This is a genomic window from Microbacterium sp. FG3 (assembly GCF_057809335.1).
Window position 1 is genome coordinate 1 of sequence record NZ_JBMDJT010000052.1, and the last position, 16,208, is coordinate 16,208.

The following is a 16,208-nucleotide window of genomic DNA, read 5'->3' on the forward strand; positions in this document are numbered from 1 at the left end:
CTTGCGTGAGGCACGCGTCAACCGCTCCCGGACCTATTGACATGAGGCAAGACGGGGCTCCTTCTCGTGGCGCATCGGGGCAGCGCAGGGGTGTTGCAGGTCGCGGGCGTGCGAGAGCGAGCCGGGGGCTTGACCCTTGATCTTGGACACGCTGATTCCAGCACGATGCTGGGGGGAGCGAGAATCCAAGGATGGCCAGGAAGAACTACACGGACGAGTTCCGTCGCCGAGCGGTGGACTTGTACGAGTCCACGCCCGGGGCGACGCTCAAGGGGATCGCGGCGGATCTCGGCGTGTCCCGCGGCGCGTTGAAGGAGTGGGTCGACAAGCTCGGCTCCGGGACCACGACGACCGGAAGCCCGGTCGCTCCGGCGGCGGTGCGGGCGGAGTCGCAGGCGGCGAGGATCGCGCGGCTGGAGGCTGAGAACCAGGCGCTCCGGGTTGAGCAGGCCAAGCTTGCGGAGGAGCGGGACATCCTCCGTCAGGCGGCGAAGTATTTCGCCGGGGAGACGAGCTGGTGAACCGCTTCCAGTTCGTCGAGGATCACAAGGACGCCTACGGCGTGAAGCGGTTGTGTGAGGTCATCGAGATCGCGAGGTCGTCGTTCTACGCGTGGCTGTCCGCCGCCCCCGGACGTGCCGCGAGGCAGTCGGCAGATGCGGCCCTCGCTGGCCGGATCCGGGCGCTGCAGGACCCGCAGCAGGGCGGGGACCGCGCCTTGGGTGCACCGCGGATCACCGCCGACCTCAACGAGGGCGTTGCCGAGAGTGAGCGGGTCAACCACAAGCGCGTGGCCCGCGTGATGCGTCAGCACGGCCTGGCCGGGATCCGGCTGCGCAAGCGGGTGAAGACCACGATTCCGGACCAGTCGGGGCGGCGCTTCCCGGACCTGATCGGCCGCGACTTCTCCACCGGGGAGCCGGGCCGCCGTTACGTCGGCGACATCACCTACCTGCCCATCGAGGACGGCACGAACCTGTACCTCGCGTCCTGCATCGACCTCGGGTCACGGAAGCTCGCCGGCTGGGCGATGGCCAGCCACATGCGCACCGAGCTCGTCGAAGACGCGCTGAAGGCTGCATGGCGCGAGCGCGGCTCCCTCGCCGGGGCCGTGTTCCACAGCGACCACGGCTCGGTCTACACCTCGAAGTCCTACACCGGCCTCTGCGAGCGGTTCGGGGTGATCCAGTCGATGGGAGCGATCGGCTCGTCGGCCGACAACGCCCTCGCCGAGAGCTTCAACGCGGCCCTCAAGCGCGAACTGCTCGAAGGCCGACCCGCGTTCCCGAACGCGCCCACGGCCTACCGGGCCGTGTTCCGGTGGGCGAACCGCTACAACACCCGCAGGCGCCACTCCGCGATCGGCAACATCACCCCGAACGCCTACGAGACCGCCACCTTCGCTATCCTCACGGAAGCGGCATAACCGAAATGACACCGTGTCCACGATCCGGGGTCAAGGCCCCTAGGGGCTTCGCGCAATCGATCCCACACTCACGGCGACCGCGCAGTCATTCCGCATTCCGCGTCGCCTTCAGCTTCGCTCCATCGTGCTGCCTGCGATACTGCCGTATCTCGCGACGGGGTTTCGGATCGCTGCCACGGTTGCGCTAATCGTGGCCGTGACCGCAGAACTGGTGATCGGCTCACCAGGTATCGGGGGAGACATCCTGCTCGCCCAATCCAGTGGCGCTGTCGTCACGCTGTACGCGTTGGTCTTCGCCGCGGGGCTTATCGGCGTCATCCTCAACGTCCTGCTCCAGATCGTCGAACGCCGCCTTCTCCGGTGGCACCCCACCTATCGAGAGGCTGCACCATGACCGCCATGGATGTTGCGACGACCGAGGCGCTGGCAGACAAGTCAAGAGCCATCCGTCGTCGGCGCTATCGACTGCTGTCCGTCGAGGTCGCATTCCCGGTACTCGTGGTCGTCGCAGTGGGTGTCTGGACGGCCTCCGCCGGTCTATATTTCATCCCGCCGCTCACAGGTGTTCTAGTCGCTTTCCAGGAGAACTGGCTCTTCGCGCGGATGGCGAGCGACGTCTTGCCGAGTCTTTCCAGGATGATGATCGGGTTCATCGGCGCTGTGGTCATCGGCGTGGTCGTGGGGTTCGTTCTCGGTCAGGCGCACCGCCTCCAGGCGATGTTCGCACCCGTGCTCGAGTTCCTGCGCGCGATCCCTGCGGTCGCGTTGATTCCCCTCGTCATCATCGTGCTGGGCCTCGACGACACCGCGAAGGTGATTCTGATCACCTTCATCTGCCTCTGGCCCGTGCTCCTCAATACCGAAGCTGCAATCAGAGGAATGGACCCCGGACTGCGCGAGACCGCCCGGGTGTACGGCATCCACTGGTTCCGCTACGAGTTGCAGGTCGCACTTCCCGCGGCAGCTCCGCAGATCTTTGCCGGAATGCGCACGAGTCTTTCGCTCGCGCTCATCATGGTCGTCGTGAGCGAGATGATGGCGGGAGGCAACGGGATCGGCGTCTTCGTTCTTCAGTCGCAGAGGTCGTTCGCGATCACGGACATGTGGTCGGGCATCGTGCTCATCGGGATCTTCGGGTACGTGTTCAACCTGCTGCTCATCGTCGTCGAGAACCGGGTGCTCGCGTGGCACCACGGCGCGAACACCGCCGTGGAGTGACACCGCGGTCGAGAGGACGCCCTCACACCTCGATGCCGCCGCACCACACACGCAGAACGCGACGCGCGGCAGCGATGTCGGTGAGCGGATCGCCGTCCACCAGCACGAGGTCGGCTCGCAATCCGGGGGTGATCGCCCCCCGATCGTCGAGTGAGAACGCGTGCGCGGCCGTCGAGGTGGCAGCGCGCAGCGCTTCGGCTGTTGACAGGCCGGCGTCCACGAGCAGAGCGAGTTCGTCGTGCATGCTCTCGCCGTATGGCGGCATTGCCCGTTCGAGGAGCCCGATGTAGGCGTCTTCGTCGTGCATGCTCTCGCCGAAGGACCCGATGTGGGCGTCGGTGCCGGCCAGGACCGGAACGCCCGCGGCATGCATCGCGCGCGTGCTCTCGTGGGCGTGTGCATAGCTCACACCGGGAACGCCCGCTGCGGTGAGATTCGCGGCGATGCCTTTCATCATCGTCAAGGTCGGGATGAACACCGTGCCCTGGGCGAGCATCGTCTCAGCCGTCGCATCGTCGAGCGCGCGGTCGAGTGGAGCATGGGTGATCATGTCGGCCCCCGCAGCGAGGCTCATACGCACAGCTTCGTACAGGGCTGCGTGCGCGATGACCTTGAGCCCCCGCGCGTGCGCAGCAGCCACGAGTGCATCGAGCACGTCCTGGGTGGGACCGGGCAGATCGGCGATGATCTTGATGTAATCCACCCCGTCTGCCACCTGCACCTCTACGAACCGCTCCGCCTTGTCGGGGGAATCGACCAGCGCGACGTCCGGATAGGTCGGAATGCGGCTGTGCGTGCTGCCCTGAGATGTCGCCGCCATGCCGGCGGTGCGGAAGTCAGCGACTCCCCTCAGTCCCCGCAACGACTGGAACTGTGATGCGGGCCATGTCGCCATGTCCAGGCCGGTGGTGACACCGTACGTGGCGAGCGTCTCGAGGGACTCGCGCCCCTTCAGGTGCATGTGACAGTCGATCAGGCCAGGAAGGAGCACCGTACCTTCCGCATTGACGACAGCGGCACCGACGACGACCGCATCCGCTGATACGTCACCGATGCGCCCGTCGGGCTGGACGACGACCGTCGTGGGGGCGCTCAGACTGTGTCCGTCGAAGACCCTGGTGTTCGTGATCGCGGTCGCAGAGACTGCGCCGAGCGTGGAATCCGTCATGAACTGCTCCGTTCGAGGAGATGTAGATACGAGACATTATTGTTCACTATCGCGGCCAACGTACCACGACTCGGCTCCCCGTAGGCAAGAATCGTTGGATGACGACGCGGCGACGAGGTGCCCTGCTGACGCGCGCGATCTATCGGGCGACGCTGGAGGAGCTCGCCGAGTCGAATCTCGACAAACTGGCGTTCGACAGGATCGCGGCGCGTGCCAGCGCCGGCAAGGCATCGCTGTACCGGGCGCTGGTCGACCACCGGTGAACTCGTGCTCGCGGCGCTCACCGATCCGGAGGCGGGTTTCGAGCCACCGACGGCTCCCACGACGGGGACGGTCGCGGGCGATCTGCGAGCGGTGCTCACGGCGTTCGCCGCAGCACTCGATGAACCGCGTGGGCGCGCGCTCGAGCCCATCATGACGCGAAGGCGCGACCACCCGGAGCTATTCTGGACCGTTCAGCAGCGCGTGATCGAGCCGCTGATGGATGTTATCCTCGGGGTACTGCGCGCAGGAGTGGAGCGGGGCGAGGTCGACCGCGACGCGCTCACGCCCCGGGTCGCGGCCGTCGGTCTGCAGCTGCTCGTGCTGGAACACATGGCCGGACGCACAGATCCCGGCAACATCGCCGCGATGGTCGACGAAATCCTCCTACCGCTGACCCGACCCCGCACATATCGATGACGGGTCGTTCGGCGAGCGCAGGCGGATCAGACGTCGAGGAGCAGCCGGCGTCCGGCGCAGCGCGAGACGCACACCATCATCGTCGCGTTCGACTCCCGCTCCTCGGCCGTGAGGAACGAGTCGCGATGCTCCGGCGTGCCTTCCAGCACGTCGGTCTCGCATGTGCCGCAGACCCCAGACCGACAGGATGAGAGCACGGGGATCCCATTGTCTTCCAGGATCTCGAGGATCGACTTGTGCGGGGGCACGGTCAATGTTAGGCCGCTCTGGGCGAGTTCTACCTCGAACACCTCGTTGTGCGCTGAACGATCCGAGTCGCGCGGGGTGAACCGCTCCAGCTGGAGGGATCCCGGCCACCAGACGCTGCACTTGTTCTCGACGGCATCCAGAAGCGGTCCTGGACCGCAGCAGTACACCAGCGCCCCTTCGACGGGCGCTCCGAGCAACGAATCCAGATCGATCCTGCCCAGCTCGTCTTCGGGCACGTACGTCACGTGATCGCCGTACCGCGCGAGGTCAGCGCGAAGCGCCATCGTCGACAGCGAACGGCCCCCGTACACGAGGTTCCACTTCGCGCCGGCTGCCGCGACCTGATCGATCATGGGCTTGAGCGGCGTGATGCCGATTCCTCCCGCGATGAAGAGGTACTGTTCAGCATCCTTCAGCGCGAAATGGTTGCGAGGACCGCGCACCTGGATCTGCGCTCCCAGCTCCAGGGAGTCATGGATGTACTGGGATCCGCCGCGCCCCCTCGGCGGCGGCTCGCGCAACACGGCGACTTGACTCGCGTAAAAGGTCCGGGAGCGGCAGCGTGTGCCTCACGTAAGAAGGTCCGCGTAGCGATTCGTGTTCCCTGGCGATGTGAGCAGGGAGTTGTCGATGGCTTCGCGCCGTGAGATTACGGGCTCTTCGGACATCCGGTGGGGGGGTCATGGGGTGAGTCCGCCGGCGGTGAGGAGCATGCGGAGGCGGTAGTTCTCGCGGTTGCGATAGCCGCGGGCGAGGCGGCGGTGGAGCTCGATGATCCCGTTGATCGCCTCGGTGCCGCCGTTGTTCGCGCGGCTCGTGGTGAAGTACGCCAGGAACGCTGAACGCCAGCGGCGGAGGGTGCGGCCGAGGCGGGCGATCTCGGGGATCGGGCAGGTGTGGAACGTGTCGACCACCCTCTCGGCGATCCGCCGCCCCTCGGTCAGGTCCTTCGCGTGGTAGGCAGAGCGCAGCTGCTGTGCGCACTGCCACGCGACGAACACCTCGTCGTGCGCAGGATCGGCCTCGATTGCCGCGGTCAGCCGGATCCGCTGCTTGTCGGTGAGGTTCTCGGCCCCGGCACGGAGGATGGTCTGAATCCCGTAGAGCGGGTCGCCCTTCCGACCGCGATGCCCGAGGGTGTCTTGCTGGACGCGGCGGCGGACCTCGTCGACGGCGGCGGTGCCGAGCTTGACGACATGGAACGCGTCCAGCACAGCGACCGCGTCTTCGAGCGTGTCATCGATCGCAGTCTTGTAGCCCGCGAACGGGTCCAGCGCCGCCACCTTCACGTTCTTTCGGAACGCTTCGCCCCGCTCGCTGAGCCAGGACGCGTATGCCTTCCCCGATCTGCCCGGCACGAGGTCGAGCAGCCTGGCCCGCGTCTTCCCGGTGCTGTCGCGGCTGAGGTCGACCATGCCGGTCAGTTCCTTCGGGCCCCGCTTGCGGTGGTCGACGTGATGCCAGATGTGCTCGTCGACGCCGAGCGTGGTCACGTTCTCGAACCGGGACTCGTCGGCTGCCAACCGCACCAGTTCAGGCTCAACAGCCCGCCACACCGTCTTCCACGATGTCCCGAGCTGACGACGTAGTCCTTCGATCGTGGCGTGCTCGCGGCGCAGCTGCCCGATCGCCCAGTCGACGGCTCGCCTTGTGAGCGACCCGCGCCGAGCGACCAGCGAGGGAAGCTGCTCCACGAACGTCTTCTTGGCACAGCCCACGTCGCCGCATCGCCAGACCCGTTGCCGCCAGACGATCCGCACCCGCGTCACGCCCGGCACGTCATGCAACACTCGACGGCGGCGCCCTCGACCGATCGCCACGACCCCGCACAACGGGCACCCGGTCGGCGCCGCCGGTGTCGAAACGGTGACGATCAGCAGCCCGTCGCGGCGGTCAACGTGCTCGACATGGACGCCGTCGAGACCGACCAGCAGATCGCAGCGGTAACACGGATCAGCGGCAGAGCGCGCGTCAGCGCACCCCGAAGTAGGGTGAAGCACGTCGAGGTCCTCGTGATGGATCAGCAGTTGGCGCTACTGATCCTCGGGGACCTCGACCCCTACCCGCCGACCATCACCCGGCGAGCCTCACCCCCACCGCATGTCCGAAGAGCCCCCAATTCCCTTGGTCACCCCGGTGTGAACCATGCACCCCGGGCGGGCCATCCCCGTATCGGTGCACACCGTGCGTAGCGAGCTTTCCCGGAATCTCCTTGTGTCCTGGCGTTAACACGGGTGTCGTAGCATCGCATTAGCACCGCGACCACTCCTGAGAGTTGCACCCGGGATGAGGTGAATGCATCGTGACGGCACCGGGGTATGAGTTCAGCGTCTGGGAGCGCTACGCCACCGAGTTCACACTGGCTTTCGGTGACAATCCGTCGCGCATCCGGGCGGTGCGGGTGGCCTACTTCGAGCACGAGTTCGATGTGGACTTGATTGCGCAGCTCAGCGGTTTTCCTGTTTGGAGAATCCGACAGGCGTTGTCCCAGGGACTTCCACAGGCGAGCTGAAGAATCGTCGACCAGAGTCCCAGAACTGCTCGCCCATCTACCATCCCCTTGCGGGCACTGCGCGGTGAGGGGACGTCAGCGTGCGACGGTTCGGCCCGGGCGCGATGTCTCCCCTTTCACGTCTGAGTGGCCATCGGTCTGATCGGGCCATGAGCAGGATCAGTTTCGCGCGTCGCCCCCGCCCTCTGGTTCCGCGCTGCGGGCGTCATCGTCGTGGCAGGCTTCTTCGCGTCGTTGGTTACCGGTGTCTGCTGCCCCGGCGCCCCCGCCAGCGGAACATCGACGTGCGGAACGTTCGAGCGCTTGACCGCCGGGATCGACAGATCACGTGGCTCTGGCTCGCACGGACGGTCATCGTAGGCGCCATCGCGGCGCTCGAGGTGGGCGTCTTCGGTCGAGTCACCCTTGGCCGACTTCCTTGCGGGCATGGCACTGTTCGGGAGCTCGAGCGGACGCAGGGAGGTCATGAAATTGCCTTTCGCGGATAGCGGAGGCGATGAACGCTGCGTTCACCTATGGTTGGGGTCGTGGTCGCATTGCGCCCATACGATGTGCGGCGAACCCGAAAGGTGATCACCGGCTACATGAACTCGCCCCTCAACGAGCCGCCGCTCGGCGGAACCATCGACCACATCCTCTCGATCCTGCCGTCGCTCGTACCGAGCGCGCAGCGCGTCGCCCGCATCTGCGCCGAGCGACCCCACGACGTGGTCGACATGTCGGGCGCCGACCTCGCCGAAGCCGCCAACACGTCGCCGGCCACCGTCAGCCGCACCGCCCAGGCGCTGGGGCTGCGCAGCTTTCAGCACCTGCGCATGCTGCTCGTGCGTGACCTCGCCGCCGACGCCACCGCCGCGCCCGACGCACCCGCCGGCACCGAGGGCTTTCTGCGGTGGCTGGCCGAGGGGCGGGTGGGATGCTGCAGACCGCGCTCGCCTCGATCGACCCGGTCGCGTTCGACGCCGCTGCCGACGCCATCGCCCGCGCGCCGCGCCTGCTGATCTCGGGCACCGGCGCCTCGCACGCCGCCGCCCAGGCGTCGGCCGTCGCGTTCGCCGTCAACGGCCGGCCCTGCGAAGCGCCCGCTGACGGCGTGGTCGCCCACCTCACCGCCCGCGTGCTCGCCCCCGGTGATGTGTGCCTCATCGTCAGCTCGAGTGGCGCCAACTCGGTGACCCTCGCGGTTGCGGACGCCGCCGTCGACGCCGGCGCCACCGTGATCGGGGTCACGAGCTTCGCCCGTACCCCGCTCACCACCCGCGCCGACCACCTGCTCGTCGCCGGTGCGCGCTTCCAGGCGTGGGATCAAGGCATTCTCGGCAGCGGGCTCGTACAGCTGCTCGTGCTCAACGCCCTGCAGATCGCCGTCGCCGACCGCATGAGCGACGCCGCCGACCGCGCGCGCCTCGCGGTGCGCGAAGAGGTGCTCGACATCGTCGCCGACGACGGCTCCGACGCCGAGGCATCCGACGTGCCAGACGTTATCGACCACGGCGATGGGCGTTGACACTCCGTTTGCAGGAAATTCACTTTCCTCGATTGCAATAGCTCTGCAAGCGGATTTCGCGGGAAGGCCCCGGTTCGTCAGGTCGCTTGCAGAAGGCGACTCATGGGAACGATCCAGCTCTCTGGTGTCGGTCGCTCCTTCAAGAGCACCGCCGCCGTCAGTGATATCGACCTGATCATCGAAGACGGCGGGTTCGTCGTCTTGCTCGGCCCCTCGGGCTGCGGCAAGACCACCCTGCTGCGCATGATCGCCGGCCTGCTCGAGCCCACGGCCGGCCGCATCCACCTCGACGGCGACGACATCACCGACCTCCCGTCGAAGAAGCGCGACCTCGCGATGGTCTTCCAGAGCTACGCGCTCTACCCGCACCTGAGCGTGCGCAAGAACCTCGCGTTCCCGCTCAAGACGCAGCGCCTCGGCGCCGCCGAGATCGCGACCCGCGTGCAGGAGGTCGCCGACAGCCTCGAGATCGGCCACCTGCTCGACCGCAAGCCCAAAGAGCTCTCGGGCGGGCAGCGCCAGCGCGTCGCCGTCGGCCGCGCCCTCGTGCGCAACCCCAAGGCGTTCCTGATGGACGAGCCGCTGTCGAACCTCGACGCGAAGCTGCGCACCCAGACCCGCCACGAGCTCACCGCCCTGCACCGGCGCCTCGGCGCCACGTTCGTCTACGTCACCCACGACCAGGTCGAAGCCATGACCATGGCGACGAAAATCGTGGTGCTCAACGCCGGCCGCATCGAGCAGTACGGCACCCCCGAGCAGGTGTACGACCGGCCCGAGTCGGTGTTCGTCGCCGGCTTCCTCGGCAGCCCGGCCATGAACCTCGTCGACGCCCGCATCGTCACGATCGACGGCAGCATCGCCGTCACCGCCGACGGCATCGCCGGCGGCCTGTGGCCGGGAGACGTGCCCGACCTCGATGTCGTGCTCGGCGTGCGGCCCGAGAAGCTCACGATCGCGTCTGCGCACGCGGCATCCGACACCCGGGGCGTGCGCATCGCCGGCCGCATCGACCTGGTCGAGAACCTCGGCGGTGAGCAGATCGTCACGTGCCTCGTCGCCGGGCGCGAGGTCTACGTGCGCACCTCGCGCGAGGTCATCGCCACCCCCGGCGACGACATCGTGCTCACCGCCGCGCCCGAGAACGTGCACCTGTTCGACCGGGCCTCGGGCCGCCGGCTCGAGTGGGTCGCCGATGCACCCGTGGCCGACCCGGCCGCGCACGAGCTCGTCACCGCCTGAGCCGCCTTCCCTCCCTTCGTTCTGCCCCTCACCCCTACCCAGGAGAAATCATGAACACCCGTGCCCGTCGCGCCGTCTTCGCCACCGCGGCGATCGTCGGCGCCGCCGCCCTCGCCGGATGCGCCGGCTCTGCCGCAGGCAGCGCGCCCGCGGCATCCGGCTCGCTCACCGAGCTGACCGACGACCAGCAGGTCGAGATCGTCTTCGAGTCGTACAACCTCGCGAACGTCGGCACCTTTTCGGATGCCATCAACCAGCTGCTGGACGAGTTCATGGACGAGAACCCGAACATTACCGTCGTCGGCCAGCCCAGCCCGTCGACCAGCACCGCCGCGAGCGTGCAGCAGCAGCTGCTCGCCGGGCAAGCGCCCGACATCGCGCAGCTGACCTTCAACGAGCTCGACTTCGCCGCCACCACCCTCGGCGCGCAGAACCTCAGCACCCTCGTGGGCGACGAGGGCCTCGCCGATCAGTTCGGGGGCGACTACCCCTACCACGAGCGCGCCGCCGTGCTCGCCGACTGGGACGACGCCACCTACGGCCTGCCCTACGTCTTCTCGACTCCCATCCTGTGGATCAACGAAGACCAGTTCACCGCCGCAGGCCTCGACCCCGAGACCGTCGATCTGTCGACGTGGGATGCTGTCGCCGACGCCGCCGCGCAGATCACCGAGTCCACCGGTGCCCCCTCGATGAGCGTGTCGTGCGTGGTCACCGGCGGCAGCTGGTGCATGCAGGGCCTCTTCCTCTCGAACGGCGCCCAGGTGCTGAGCGATGACCGCACGACGATCGAGTTCGGCTCGGACGCCGCGATCGATACGGTCGCGACCTTCACCGAGATGTACGAGGACGGCGTGCTCACCAACGAGGACTTCACCAGCCAGTACGAGGCGTTCGCGCAGGGGAAGACCGCGATCCACGTCAACAGCTCGGCCGTGCAGGGCGCGTTCATGATGGGCGCCGAGGCCGGTGGCTGGACCCTCGACGCTCACACCCTGCCCGCGTTCGGAGACCAGGCGGTCGTGCCCACCAACTCGGGCTCGTTCCTCGCGATGTTCGCCACCGACCCCGCCAAGCAGGCCGCCGCGTGGGAGCTCATGCAGTTCATGACCAGCCCCCGCGCCTACGAGATCATCTCGACCCAGATCGGGTACCTACCGCTGCGCAGCAGCATGGCCGACGAGGGCGGACCGCTCTATGACTGGGTCGAAGCCAACCCGCTCGTGAAGCCCAACCTCGAGCAGCTCGACGCGCTCGAGCCGTGGGTGTCGTACCCCGGCGACAGCTACGCCCAGGTCGACCAGGTGCTCGCCACCGCCATCGAAGACGCGGTCTTCTACGGCGCCGACCCGGCCGCCACTATGACCGAGGCCGCCGAGCGCGCGCAGGGGCTGATCGAATGACCATCGACCTCGACCTGACGCCTTCGGCGACGGATGCCGCGGCCGCTTCGTCGCCGGATGCCGCGACCGCGGCGCCTCGTGAGCGTCGCCACGCCGTGGCCGGCCTCTACAACCTGCGCGACACCGGCGGCTACCGTGCAGCCGGCGGCACCAGCCGGTGGGGCAAGCTGCTGCGGTCAGATGCTCTGCACCGCATCGACGCGACCGGTCGCGACCGGCTGGCCGAGATCGGCGTCGCCCACATCATCGACCTGCGCGGCGGCGACGAGCGCGCCACAGCGCCGAGCGCGGTCGACGGGCTCGAGGTCACCGTGCACCACCTGCCCGTGTTCGACGACGCCGACCCGGCCGCGCAGGCCACCACGCACGTCGGACTCGTGCCCGTCTACGACCACATCGTCGACGAGCGCGGGGCGCAGCTGGTCGACGCGATCCGGGTGATCATCGCGGCTGACGACGACGACGCGGTGCTCGTGCACTGCACCGCCGGCAAAGACCGCACCGGTCTCGTCGTGGCCTTCGCGCTCGCCGCCGCCGGGGTCGACCGCGACGACGTCGTGGCCGACTACGCCGCCACCGCCGAGAACCTGCGCGGCGAGTGGTCAGACGCGATGACCGCCGTCTTCGAACAGCGCGGCATCGAACTGACCGCGGGAATGGTCGAACTCATCACCGAGAGCCCCGCCGAGGTGCTCGAGGCGCTGCTCGAGCGCATCGACCGCGAGCACGGGTCGATCAGCGCCTACCTCCTCGCCCACGGACTCACCCCCACCGAGCTCGAGCGTCTCACCGCCGTGATCATCGACCCCGCCGCCACCGCGGTCTGATCGGAAGGAACACACACCATGTCGCACATCGCGAGCCAGCATCCCGCTCCCGAGCACTTCATCCTGCATGTCTCTGACACCCACTTCGTGGGCGACGGCGACCTGCTGCACGAGCGCATCGACAGTGACAAGAACCTCGCAGAGCTGTTCGACGGCTTCACCAAGGCCAACGCCCGCCCCGAAGCGATCGTGTTCACCGGCGACCTCGCCGACACCGGCCGCCCCGACGCCTACGAGCGCCTGCGGGCCATCGTCGAGCCCGCCGCCGAGAAGCTCGGTGCCCAGGTGATCTGGGTGATGGGCAATCACGACGAGCGCGTCGCGTTCCGCCGCGGCCTGCTCGACGAGGAGGCCGACCAGTCCGAGCCCGTCGACCGCGTCTACGACGTCAACGGTCTGCGCATCATCGCGCTCGACTCGACGGTGCCCGGGCAGCACCACGGCGAGATCAGCGACGAGCAGTTGGCGTGGCTGCGCCGCGAGCTCGAAGTCCCCGCGCCCGACGGCACCCTCATCGCGCTGCACCACCCGCCCGTGCCGAGCCCGGTCGGGCTCATCGCCCTGATCGAGCTGCGCGACCAGGAGCGCCTCGCCGAGGTCATCCGGGGCACCGACGTGCGCGGCATCCTGGGCGGTCACCTGCACTACTCGACCACCAGCACGTTCGCGGGCGTGCCCGTGTCGGTCGCGTCGGCGACCTGCTACACGCAGGACCTCGCCGTCGCCTACCCCGGTGCCCGCGGCCAGGACGGCGGCCAGTCCTACAACCTCGTGCACGTCTACGGCGACCGGGTGCTGCACTCCGTCGTGCCGATCGGGCAGTTCCCGACCGTCTACGAGATGACTCCCGAGATGCTCGAGGCGTTCATGAACATGACCCCCGACGAGCAGCTCGCCGCCGTCAACGCGCTCGCCGCCGTCAACGCGTCGGCGGGAGAGTAGTCAGCCCATGTTCGTCACCGTCTCCGCTCCCTCGGCCGCCGCTGCGCCGGCCGAGGGAGCGGGCGCGGCTCCGGCCGAGGCATCCGCGCCCGTCGTGCGCCGCTCGCGCTTTCGGCCCCAGAGCCTGCTGCCCTACCTGTATGTGCTGCCGGGCACCGCGTTCCTCATCCTCTGGACCTACAGTCCCCTCGCCCAGACGTTCGGCCTGTCGTTCTACGACTGGAACCTGCTGCCCACAAGCCCCAAGACGTTCGTCGGCGGGTCGAACTACGCCGAGGTGCTGGCGCTGCCCGAGCTGCACACCGCGCTGCTGAACACCGTCGTCTACATCGCCGCGTTCTTCGTCTTCTCGCTCGTGCTGCCGATCGCGATCGCCGTCATGTCACGGCAGGTGCGGGGGCGAATGCGCACCTTCTATCAGGCGCTGATCTTCGTGCCGTTCCTCATCACCCCCGTCGCCACCAGCGCCGTGTGGCGGTGGCTGTTCGCCGAGCAGGGGGCATTCGCCACCGTGCTCGCGCACTTCGGCGTCGACATGCCGAACGTCCTCCGCGACCCCGACCTCGCCATCTGGGCCGTCATCGTCATCGTCGGGTGGCAGATGCTGGGCTTCGGCGTGCTCGTGATCGCCGCCGGCTTCGCCGGCATCAGCCCCGAATACGGTCAAGCCGCCGCACTCGACGGTGCCGGCGCCGGCCGCATCTTCGGACGCATCACCTTGCCGCTGCTCTCACCGACCCTGGTCTTCCTGTCGCTCATGACGATCCTCCTCGCCGCGCAGTGGACCTACCCGATCATCGACCTGCTCACCCAGGGCGGGCCCACCAACTCAACCACGAACATCTACTACCTGCTGTACCAGTTCGGGTTCCAGAACTTCGACGTGGGCATCTCGTCGGCGGCCGGGGTGATCTTCTTCGTCGGGTTCGGCGTGATCGCACTCATCTTCCTCGAGCTGCAGGAGCGGCTCAGCTTCTACGACAACTAGGACCACCCATGTCATTCGTCACCGTCACCGGGCCGGCGCTCGCCGCCGACACCGTGCTGCACAAGGGCGCTCGCGTGCGGGCGGCTTCCGCTTCGGCGGAAGATGTCGCCGTGGCATCCCGCACCCGCCTCGGCACCATCGCCGGCCACGTCGTGCTGATCATGCTCGCGCTGTTCAGTGTCTTCCCCGTGTACTGGATGTTCGCCACCGCCTTCCGCGCCCCCGAGAACGCGCTCGACCAGACGCTGCTGCCCTGGCCGCTCAGCCTCGAGAACTTCGCCTACGTGTGGAACACCATCCCCATCGGCAACATGCTGTGGAACACCTTCGCGATGTCGATCATGCTCGCCGTGGCGCAGCTGCTCATCGCCGTGCTCGCCGCCTACGGGTTCGCCATGTGGGACTTCCGCGGGCGCAAGCTGCTCATGTTCCTCTTCATCGGGTCGTGGCTCGTGCCGTTCCAGGTCACGATGATCCCCAACTATGTGCTCGTGTCGCAGATGGGCCTGCTCGGCACCGTCGGGGGCGTCGTGATCCCCCAGCTCGCCGGAGCCTTCGCCGTGCTGCTCATGGTGCAGCACATGCGCGCCTTCCCCCGCGAGCTGATCGAAGCCGCACACCTCGACGGGCGCTCGAGCTGGGCCACGCTCTGGACCGTCGTCGTGCCCAACATGAAGCCGGCGCTCGCCGCGCTCGGGATCATGGCGTTCATCTCGGCGTGGAACGAATACCTCTGGCCGACGCTCATCATGCGCCAGGGCGATGCACTCATCCAGGTCGGCGTGCGCAGCTTCTTGAGCGCCGAGGGAAACAACTGGGGCGCGACGATGGCCGCCGCCGGGCTCGCCTGCGTGCCCGTGCTGCTCATCTACGTGTTCCTCCAGCGATACGTCGTCGACGCCTTCGTGCGATCAGGACTCAAGTGAGGCACCGTCCCTACGGCTGAACTGACCAAGCCACCCAAAGCAGCGACGTCTTGCACCGATCCCCTTGCGGGCGACGAACGCAAGCGGGAGGTCGCGGGCGATCTTCCGGGCGTCGTCAAGCGTGCCCCTACTCGTTGACTTCCCATGGCTGGCCGAAGCTGGCGCCGCGTACGACCGACCAAGCTTCTACCGCGCGCTCGCACGAGTCAATCGTCGCCCCACAGTCCCGTCACGTAGTAGTCCTCTGCGTCGGTGTAGATCGAATCGCCGACCCGCTCTTCAACGTTCGGGAGTCCGGCGAGCTCATCGGATGCGCCGTCGAGAACCAACTCATATACGGAGCACTGCAGAAGGACCGGGACTAGCGTCACCTCATGTACGGCGTACTCGTGCTCCGGAGCACCGTCGTCGTCGTATTCGACGTGCAGGCTTCCCTCGTCGCGCGCCCGGACGTGCGTTAGCCAGGGTCGTTGTCAAGGGGGGATGCAGACGACGGCTGTCAGCGCATTGTTGATCTGGAGGTACTGATGATCACCGCAGATCAACAAAGGCTGGTGTTCGAGCCGCTCGGCCAGGGCGCCTGGCGGCTGTGCGACGCCGGCATCGACGAAGCAAGCGCCGAGCGCTTGATCGCCTACGTGGAGCGCGCGGCGAGCGGCGGGTACGAGGCGATCTGGATGCGGCCGGGTCTGCGAGCCAGCCATCACGCGACGCGCGAAGACGTTCGACTGACTGCCATGGCGCAGCGGAGCGGGAAGGTCGCCTCGACGCGTTCGAAGCCGATCCCGATCCCGCATCTCACACCGCTGCAGTCCCCGCTAGCCCGAGGACTCCCCGGCGCCAACTGACGAGCCGCACCCATCGCAATGGCGCGGGCCTGCGACTGGGCTCGGGGTCGCGCTTCTGAGTTGAAGCCGCCGCCCACTGTTGTGGAGGCGCGGGCACTCGCATTGAACCGATCGCACGGCACCGCGTTAGACCAACACAGCTGTCCGGTTGGCTGTCGGCTCGGGCATCAGGTACATGCCCTCACCCCATGACCCCCACCGAATGTCCGAAGAGCCAGATTACGAAGAGGTTCGCCCGCGAGTATGCGAAGGCCGGGCGGGCGGAGAAGGG

The 16,208-nt window shown here is 67.7% G+C and carries 19 protein-coding genes; 15 read left to right on the top strand and 4 right to left on the bottom strand.

All coding sequences use genetic code 11. The annotated features are described in order from the left end of the window. Positions 1 to 191: 191 nt before the first annotated feature. The 3 genes from ACODR5_RS12800 to ACODR5_RS12810 all read left to right on the top strand — a co-directional run bounded on the left by ACODR5_RS12800 (position 192) and on the right by ACODR5_RS12810 (position 2,644). Positions 192 to 1,426 (top strand): IS3 family transposase gene (locus tag ACODR5_RS12800; protein ID WP_369814516.1). Its coding sequence is split into 2 segments (ribosomal slippage): positions 192 to 501 and positions 501 to 1,426, totalling 1,236 coding nucleotides; the frame shifts between segments, so codons are not numbered across the junction. Between the two features lie 55 nt (positions 1,427 to 1,481). After that, positions 1,482 to 1,820: an ABC transporter permease gene (locus ACODR5_RS12805; protein WP_488983859.1), complete on the top strand. Its 339-nt coding sequence runs from the start codon at positions 1,482 to 1,484 to the stop codon at positions 1,818 to 1,820. Then, entirely contained in the window at positions 1,817 to 2,644 is an 828-nt protein-coding gene (locus tag ACODR5_RS12810; RefSeq protein WP_018023058.1) for an ABC transporter permease, read from the top strand. Before ACODR5_RS12805 ends, ACODR5_RS12810 begins: the two co-directional genes overlap by 4 nt. Positions 2,645 to 2,666: 22 nt before the next feature. Here ACODR5_RS12810 and ACODR5_RS12815 read toward each other — a convergent pair whose 3' ends face one another. Then, a complete protein-coding gene (locus tag ACODR5_RS12815; protein WP_135115566.1) occupies positions 2,667 to 3,812 on the bottom strand; it encodes an amidohydrolase family protein in 1,146 nt (381 codons plus the stop codon). 98 nt (positions 3,813 to 3,910) lie between these two features. On the opposite strand from ACODR5_RS12815, the gene ACODR5_RS12820 reads away from it, so the two are divergent. Continuing rightward, complete coding sequence (locus tag ACODR5_RS12820) at positions 3,911 to 4,075, top strand: TetR family transcriptional regulator (RefSeq protein WP_206398191.1); 165 nt, start codon at positions 3,911 to 3,913, stop codon at positions 4,073 to 4,075. Positions 4,076 to 4,079: 4 nt separating this feature from the next. Continuing rightward, entirely contained in the window at positions 4,080 to 4,493 is a 414-nt protein-coding gene (locus ACODR5_RS12825; protein ID WP_206398192.1) for a TetR-like C-terminal domain-containing protein, read from the top strand. Positions 4,494 to 4,519: 26 nt separating this feature from the next. On the opposite strand, the gene ACODR5_RS12830 is transcribed toward ACODR5_RS12825, so the two are convergent. Continuing rightward, positions 4,520 to 5,266 carry a PDR/VanB family oxidoreductase gene (locus tag ACODR5_RS12830; protein ID WP_488983857.1) on the bottom strand — a complete coding sequence of 249 codons (747 nt, stop codon included), beginning with the start codon at positions 5,264 to 5,266 and terminating at the stop codon, positions 4,520 to 4,522. A gap of 156 nt (positions 5,267 to 5,422) precedes the next feature. Further along, complete coding sequence (locus tag ACODR5_RS12835) at positions 5,423 to 6,742, bottom strand: ISL3 family transposase (protein ID WP_231729493.1); 1,320 nt, start codon at positions 6,740 to 6,742, stop codon at positions 5,423 to 5,425. 302 nt (positions 6,743 to 7,044) lie between these two features. On the opposite strand from ACODR5_RS12835, the gene ACODR5_RS12840 reads away from it, so the two are divergent. Beyond that, positions 7,045 to 7,254: a hypothetical protein gene (locus tag ACODR5_RS12840; RefSeq protein WP_045245741.1), complete on the top strand. Its 210-nt coding sequence runs from the start codon at positions 7,045 to 7,047 to the stop codon at positions 7,252 to 7,254. A 116-nt stretch (positions 7,255 to 7,370) separates the two neighbouring features. Here the strand turns inward: ACODR5_RS12840 and ACODR5_RS12845 are convergent, their stop codons facing one another. Next, entirely contained in the window at positions 7,371 to 7,721 is a 351-nt protein-coding gene (locus tag ACODR5_RS12845; RefSeq protein WP_005052795.1) for a hypothetical protein, read from the bottom strand. Between the two features lie 60 nt (positions 7,722 to 7,781). Here ACODR5_RS12845 and ACODR5_RS12850 point away from each other — a divergent pair, with 60 nt between their 5' ends. The 9 genes from ACODR5_RS12850 to ACODR5_RS12890 all read left to right on the top strand — a co-directional run bounded on the left by ACODR5_RS12850 (position 7,782) and on the right by ACODR5_RS12890 (position 15,937). Next, on the top strand, positions 7,782 to 8,255 hold the full coding sequence (locus ACODR5_RS12850) for a MurR/RpiR family transcriptional regulator (RefSeq protein ID WP_164743636.1): 474 nt from the start codon (positions 7,782 to 7,784) through the stop codon (positions 8,253 to 8,255). Next, on the top strand, positions 8,171 to 8,761 hold the full coding sequence (locus tag ACODR5_RS12855; protein ID WP_005052796.1) for an SIS domain-containing protein: 591 nt from the start codon (positions 8,171 to 8,173) through the stop codon (positions 8,759 to 8,761). The genes ACODR5_RS12850 and ACODR5_RS12855 overlap by 85 nt, the downstream gene beginning before the upstream one ends. Before the next feature lie 102 nt (positions 8,762 to 8,863). Further along, positions 8,864 to 10,003, top strand: a complete 1,140-nt coding sequence (locus tag ACODR5_RS12860; RefSeq protein WP_062637296.1) for an ABC transporter ATP-binding protein — start codon at positions 8,864 to 8,866, stop codon at positions 10,001 to 10,003. Between the two features lie 50 nt (positions 10,004 to 10,053). Beyond that, complete coding sequence (locus ACODR5_RS12865; protein ID WP_062637299.1) at positions 10,054 to 11,406, top strand: extracellular solute-binding protein; 1,353 nt, start codon at positions 10,054 to 10,056, stop codon at positions 11,404 to 11,406. Next, a complete protein-coding gene (locus tag ACODR5_RS12870; RefSeq protein WP_005052798.1) occupies positions 11,403 to 12,233 on the top strand; it encodes a tyrosine-protein phosphatase in 831 nt (276 codons plus the stop codon). Before ACODR5_RS12865 ends, ACODR5_RS12870 begins: the two co-directional genes overlap by 4 nt. Positions 12,234 to 12,251: 18 nt before the next feature. Next, entirely contained in the window at positions 12,252 to 13,175 is a 924-nt protein-coding gene (locus ACODR5_RS12875) for a phosphodiesterase (RefSeq protein WP_135115567.1), read from the top strand. 7 nt (positions 13,176 to 13,182) lie between these two features. Further along, positions 13,183 to 14,163 carry a carbohydrate ABC transporter permease gene (locus ACODR5_RS12880; RefSeq protein ID WP_488983858.1) on the top strand — a complete coding sequence of 327 codons (981 nt, stop codon included), beginning with the start codon at positions 13,183 to 13,185 and terminating at the stop codon, positions 14,161 to 14,163. An 8-nt stretch (positions 14,164 to 14,171) separates the two neighbouring features. Further along, entirely contained in the window at positions 14,172 to 15,089 is a 918-nt protein-coding gene (locus tag ACODR5_RS12885) for a carbohydrate ABC transporter permease (RefSeq protein ID WP_090586852.1), read from the top strand. Between the two features lie 527 nt (positions 15,090 to 15,616). Further along, positions 15,617 to 15,937, top strand: coding sequence for a hypothetical protein (locus ACODR5_RS12890; RefSeq protein WP_090586853.1), 321 nt, complete (start codon positions 15,617 to 15,619; stop codon positions 15,935 to 15,937). Positions 15,938 to 16,208: the final 271 nt, after the last annotated feature.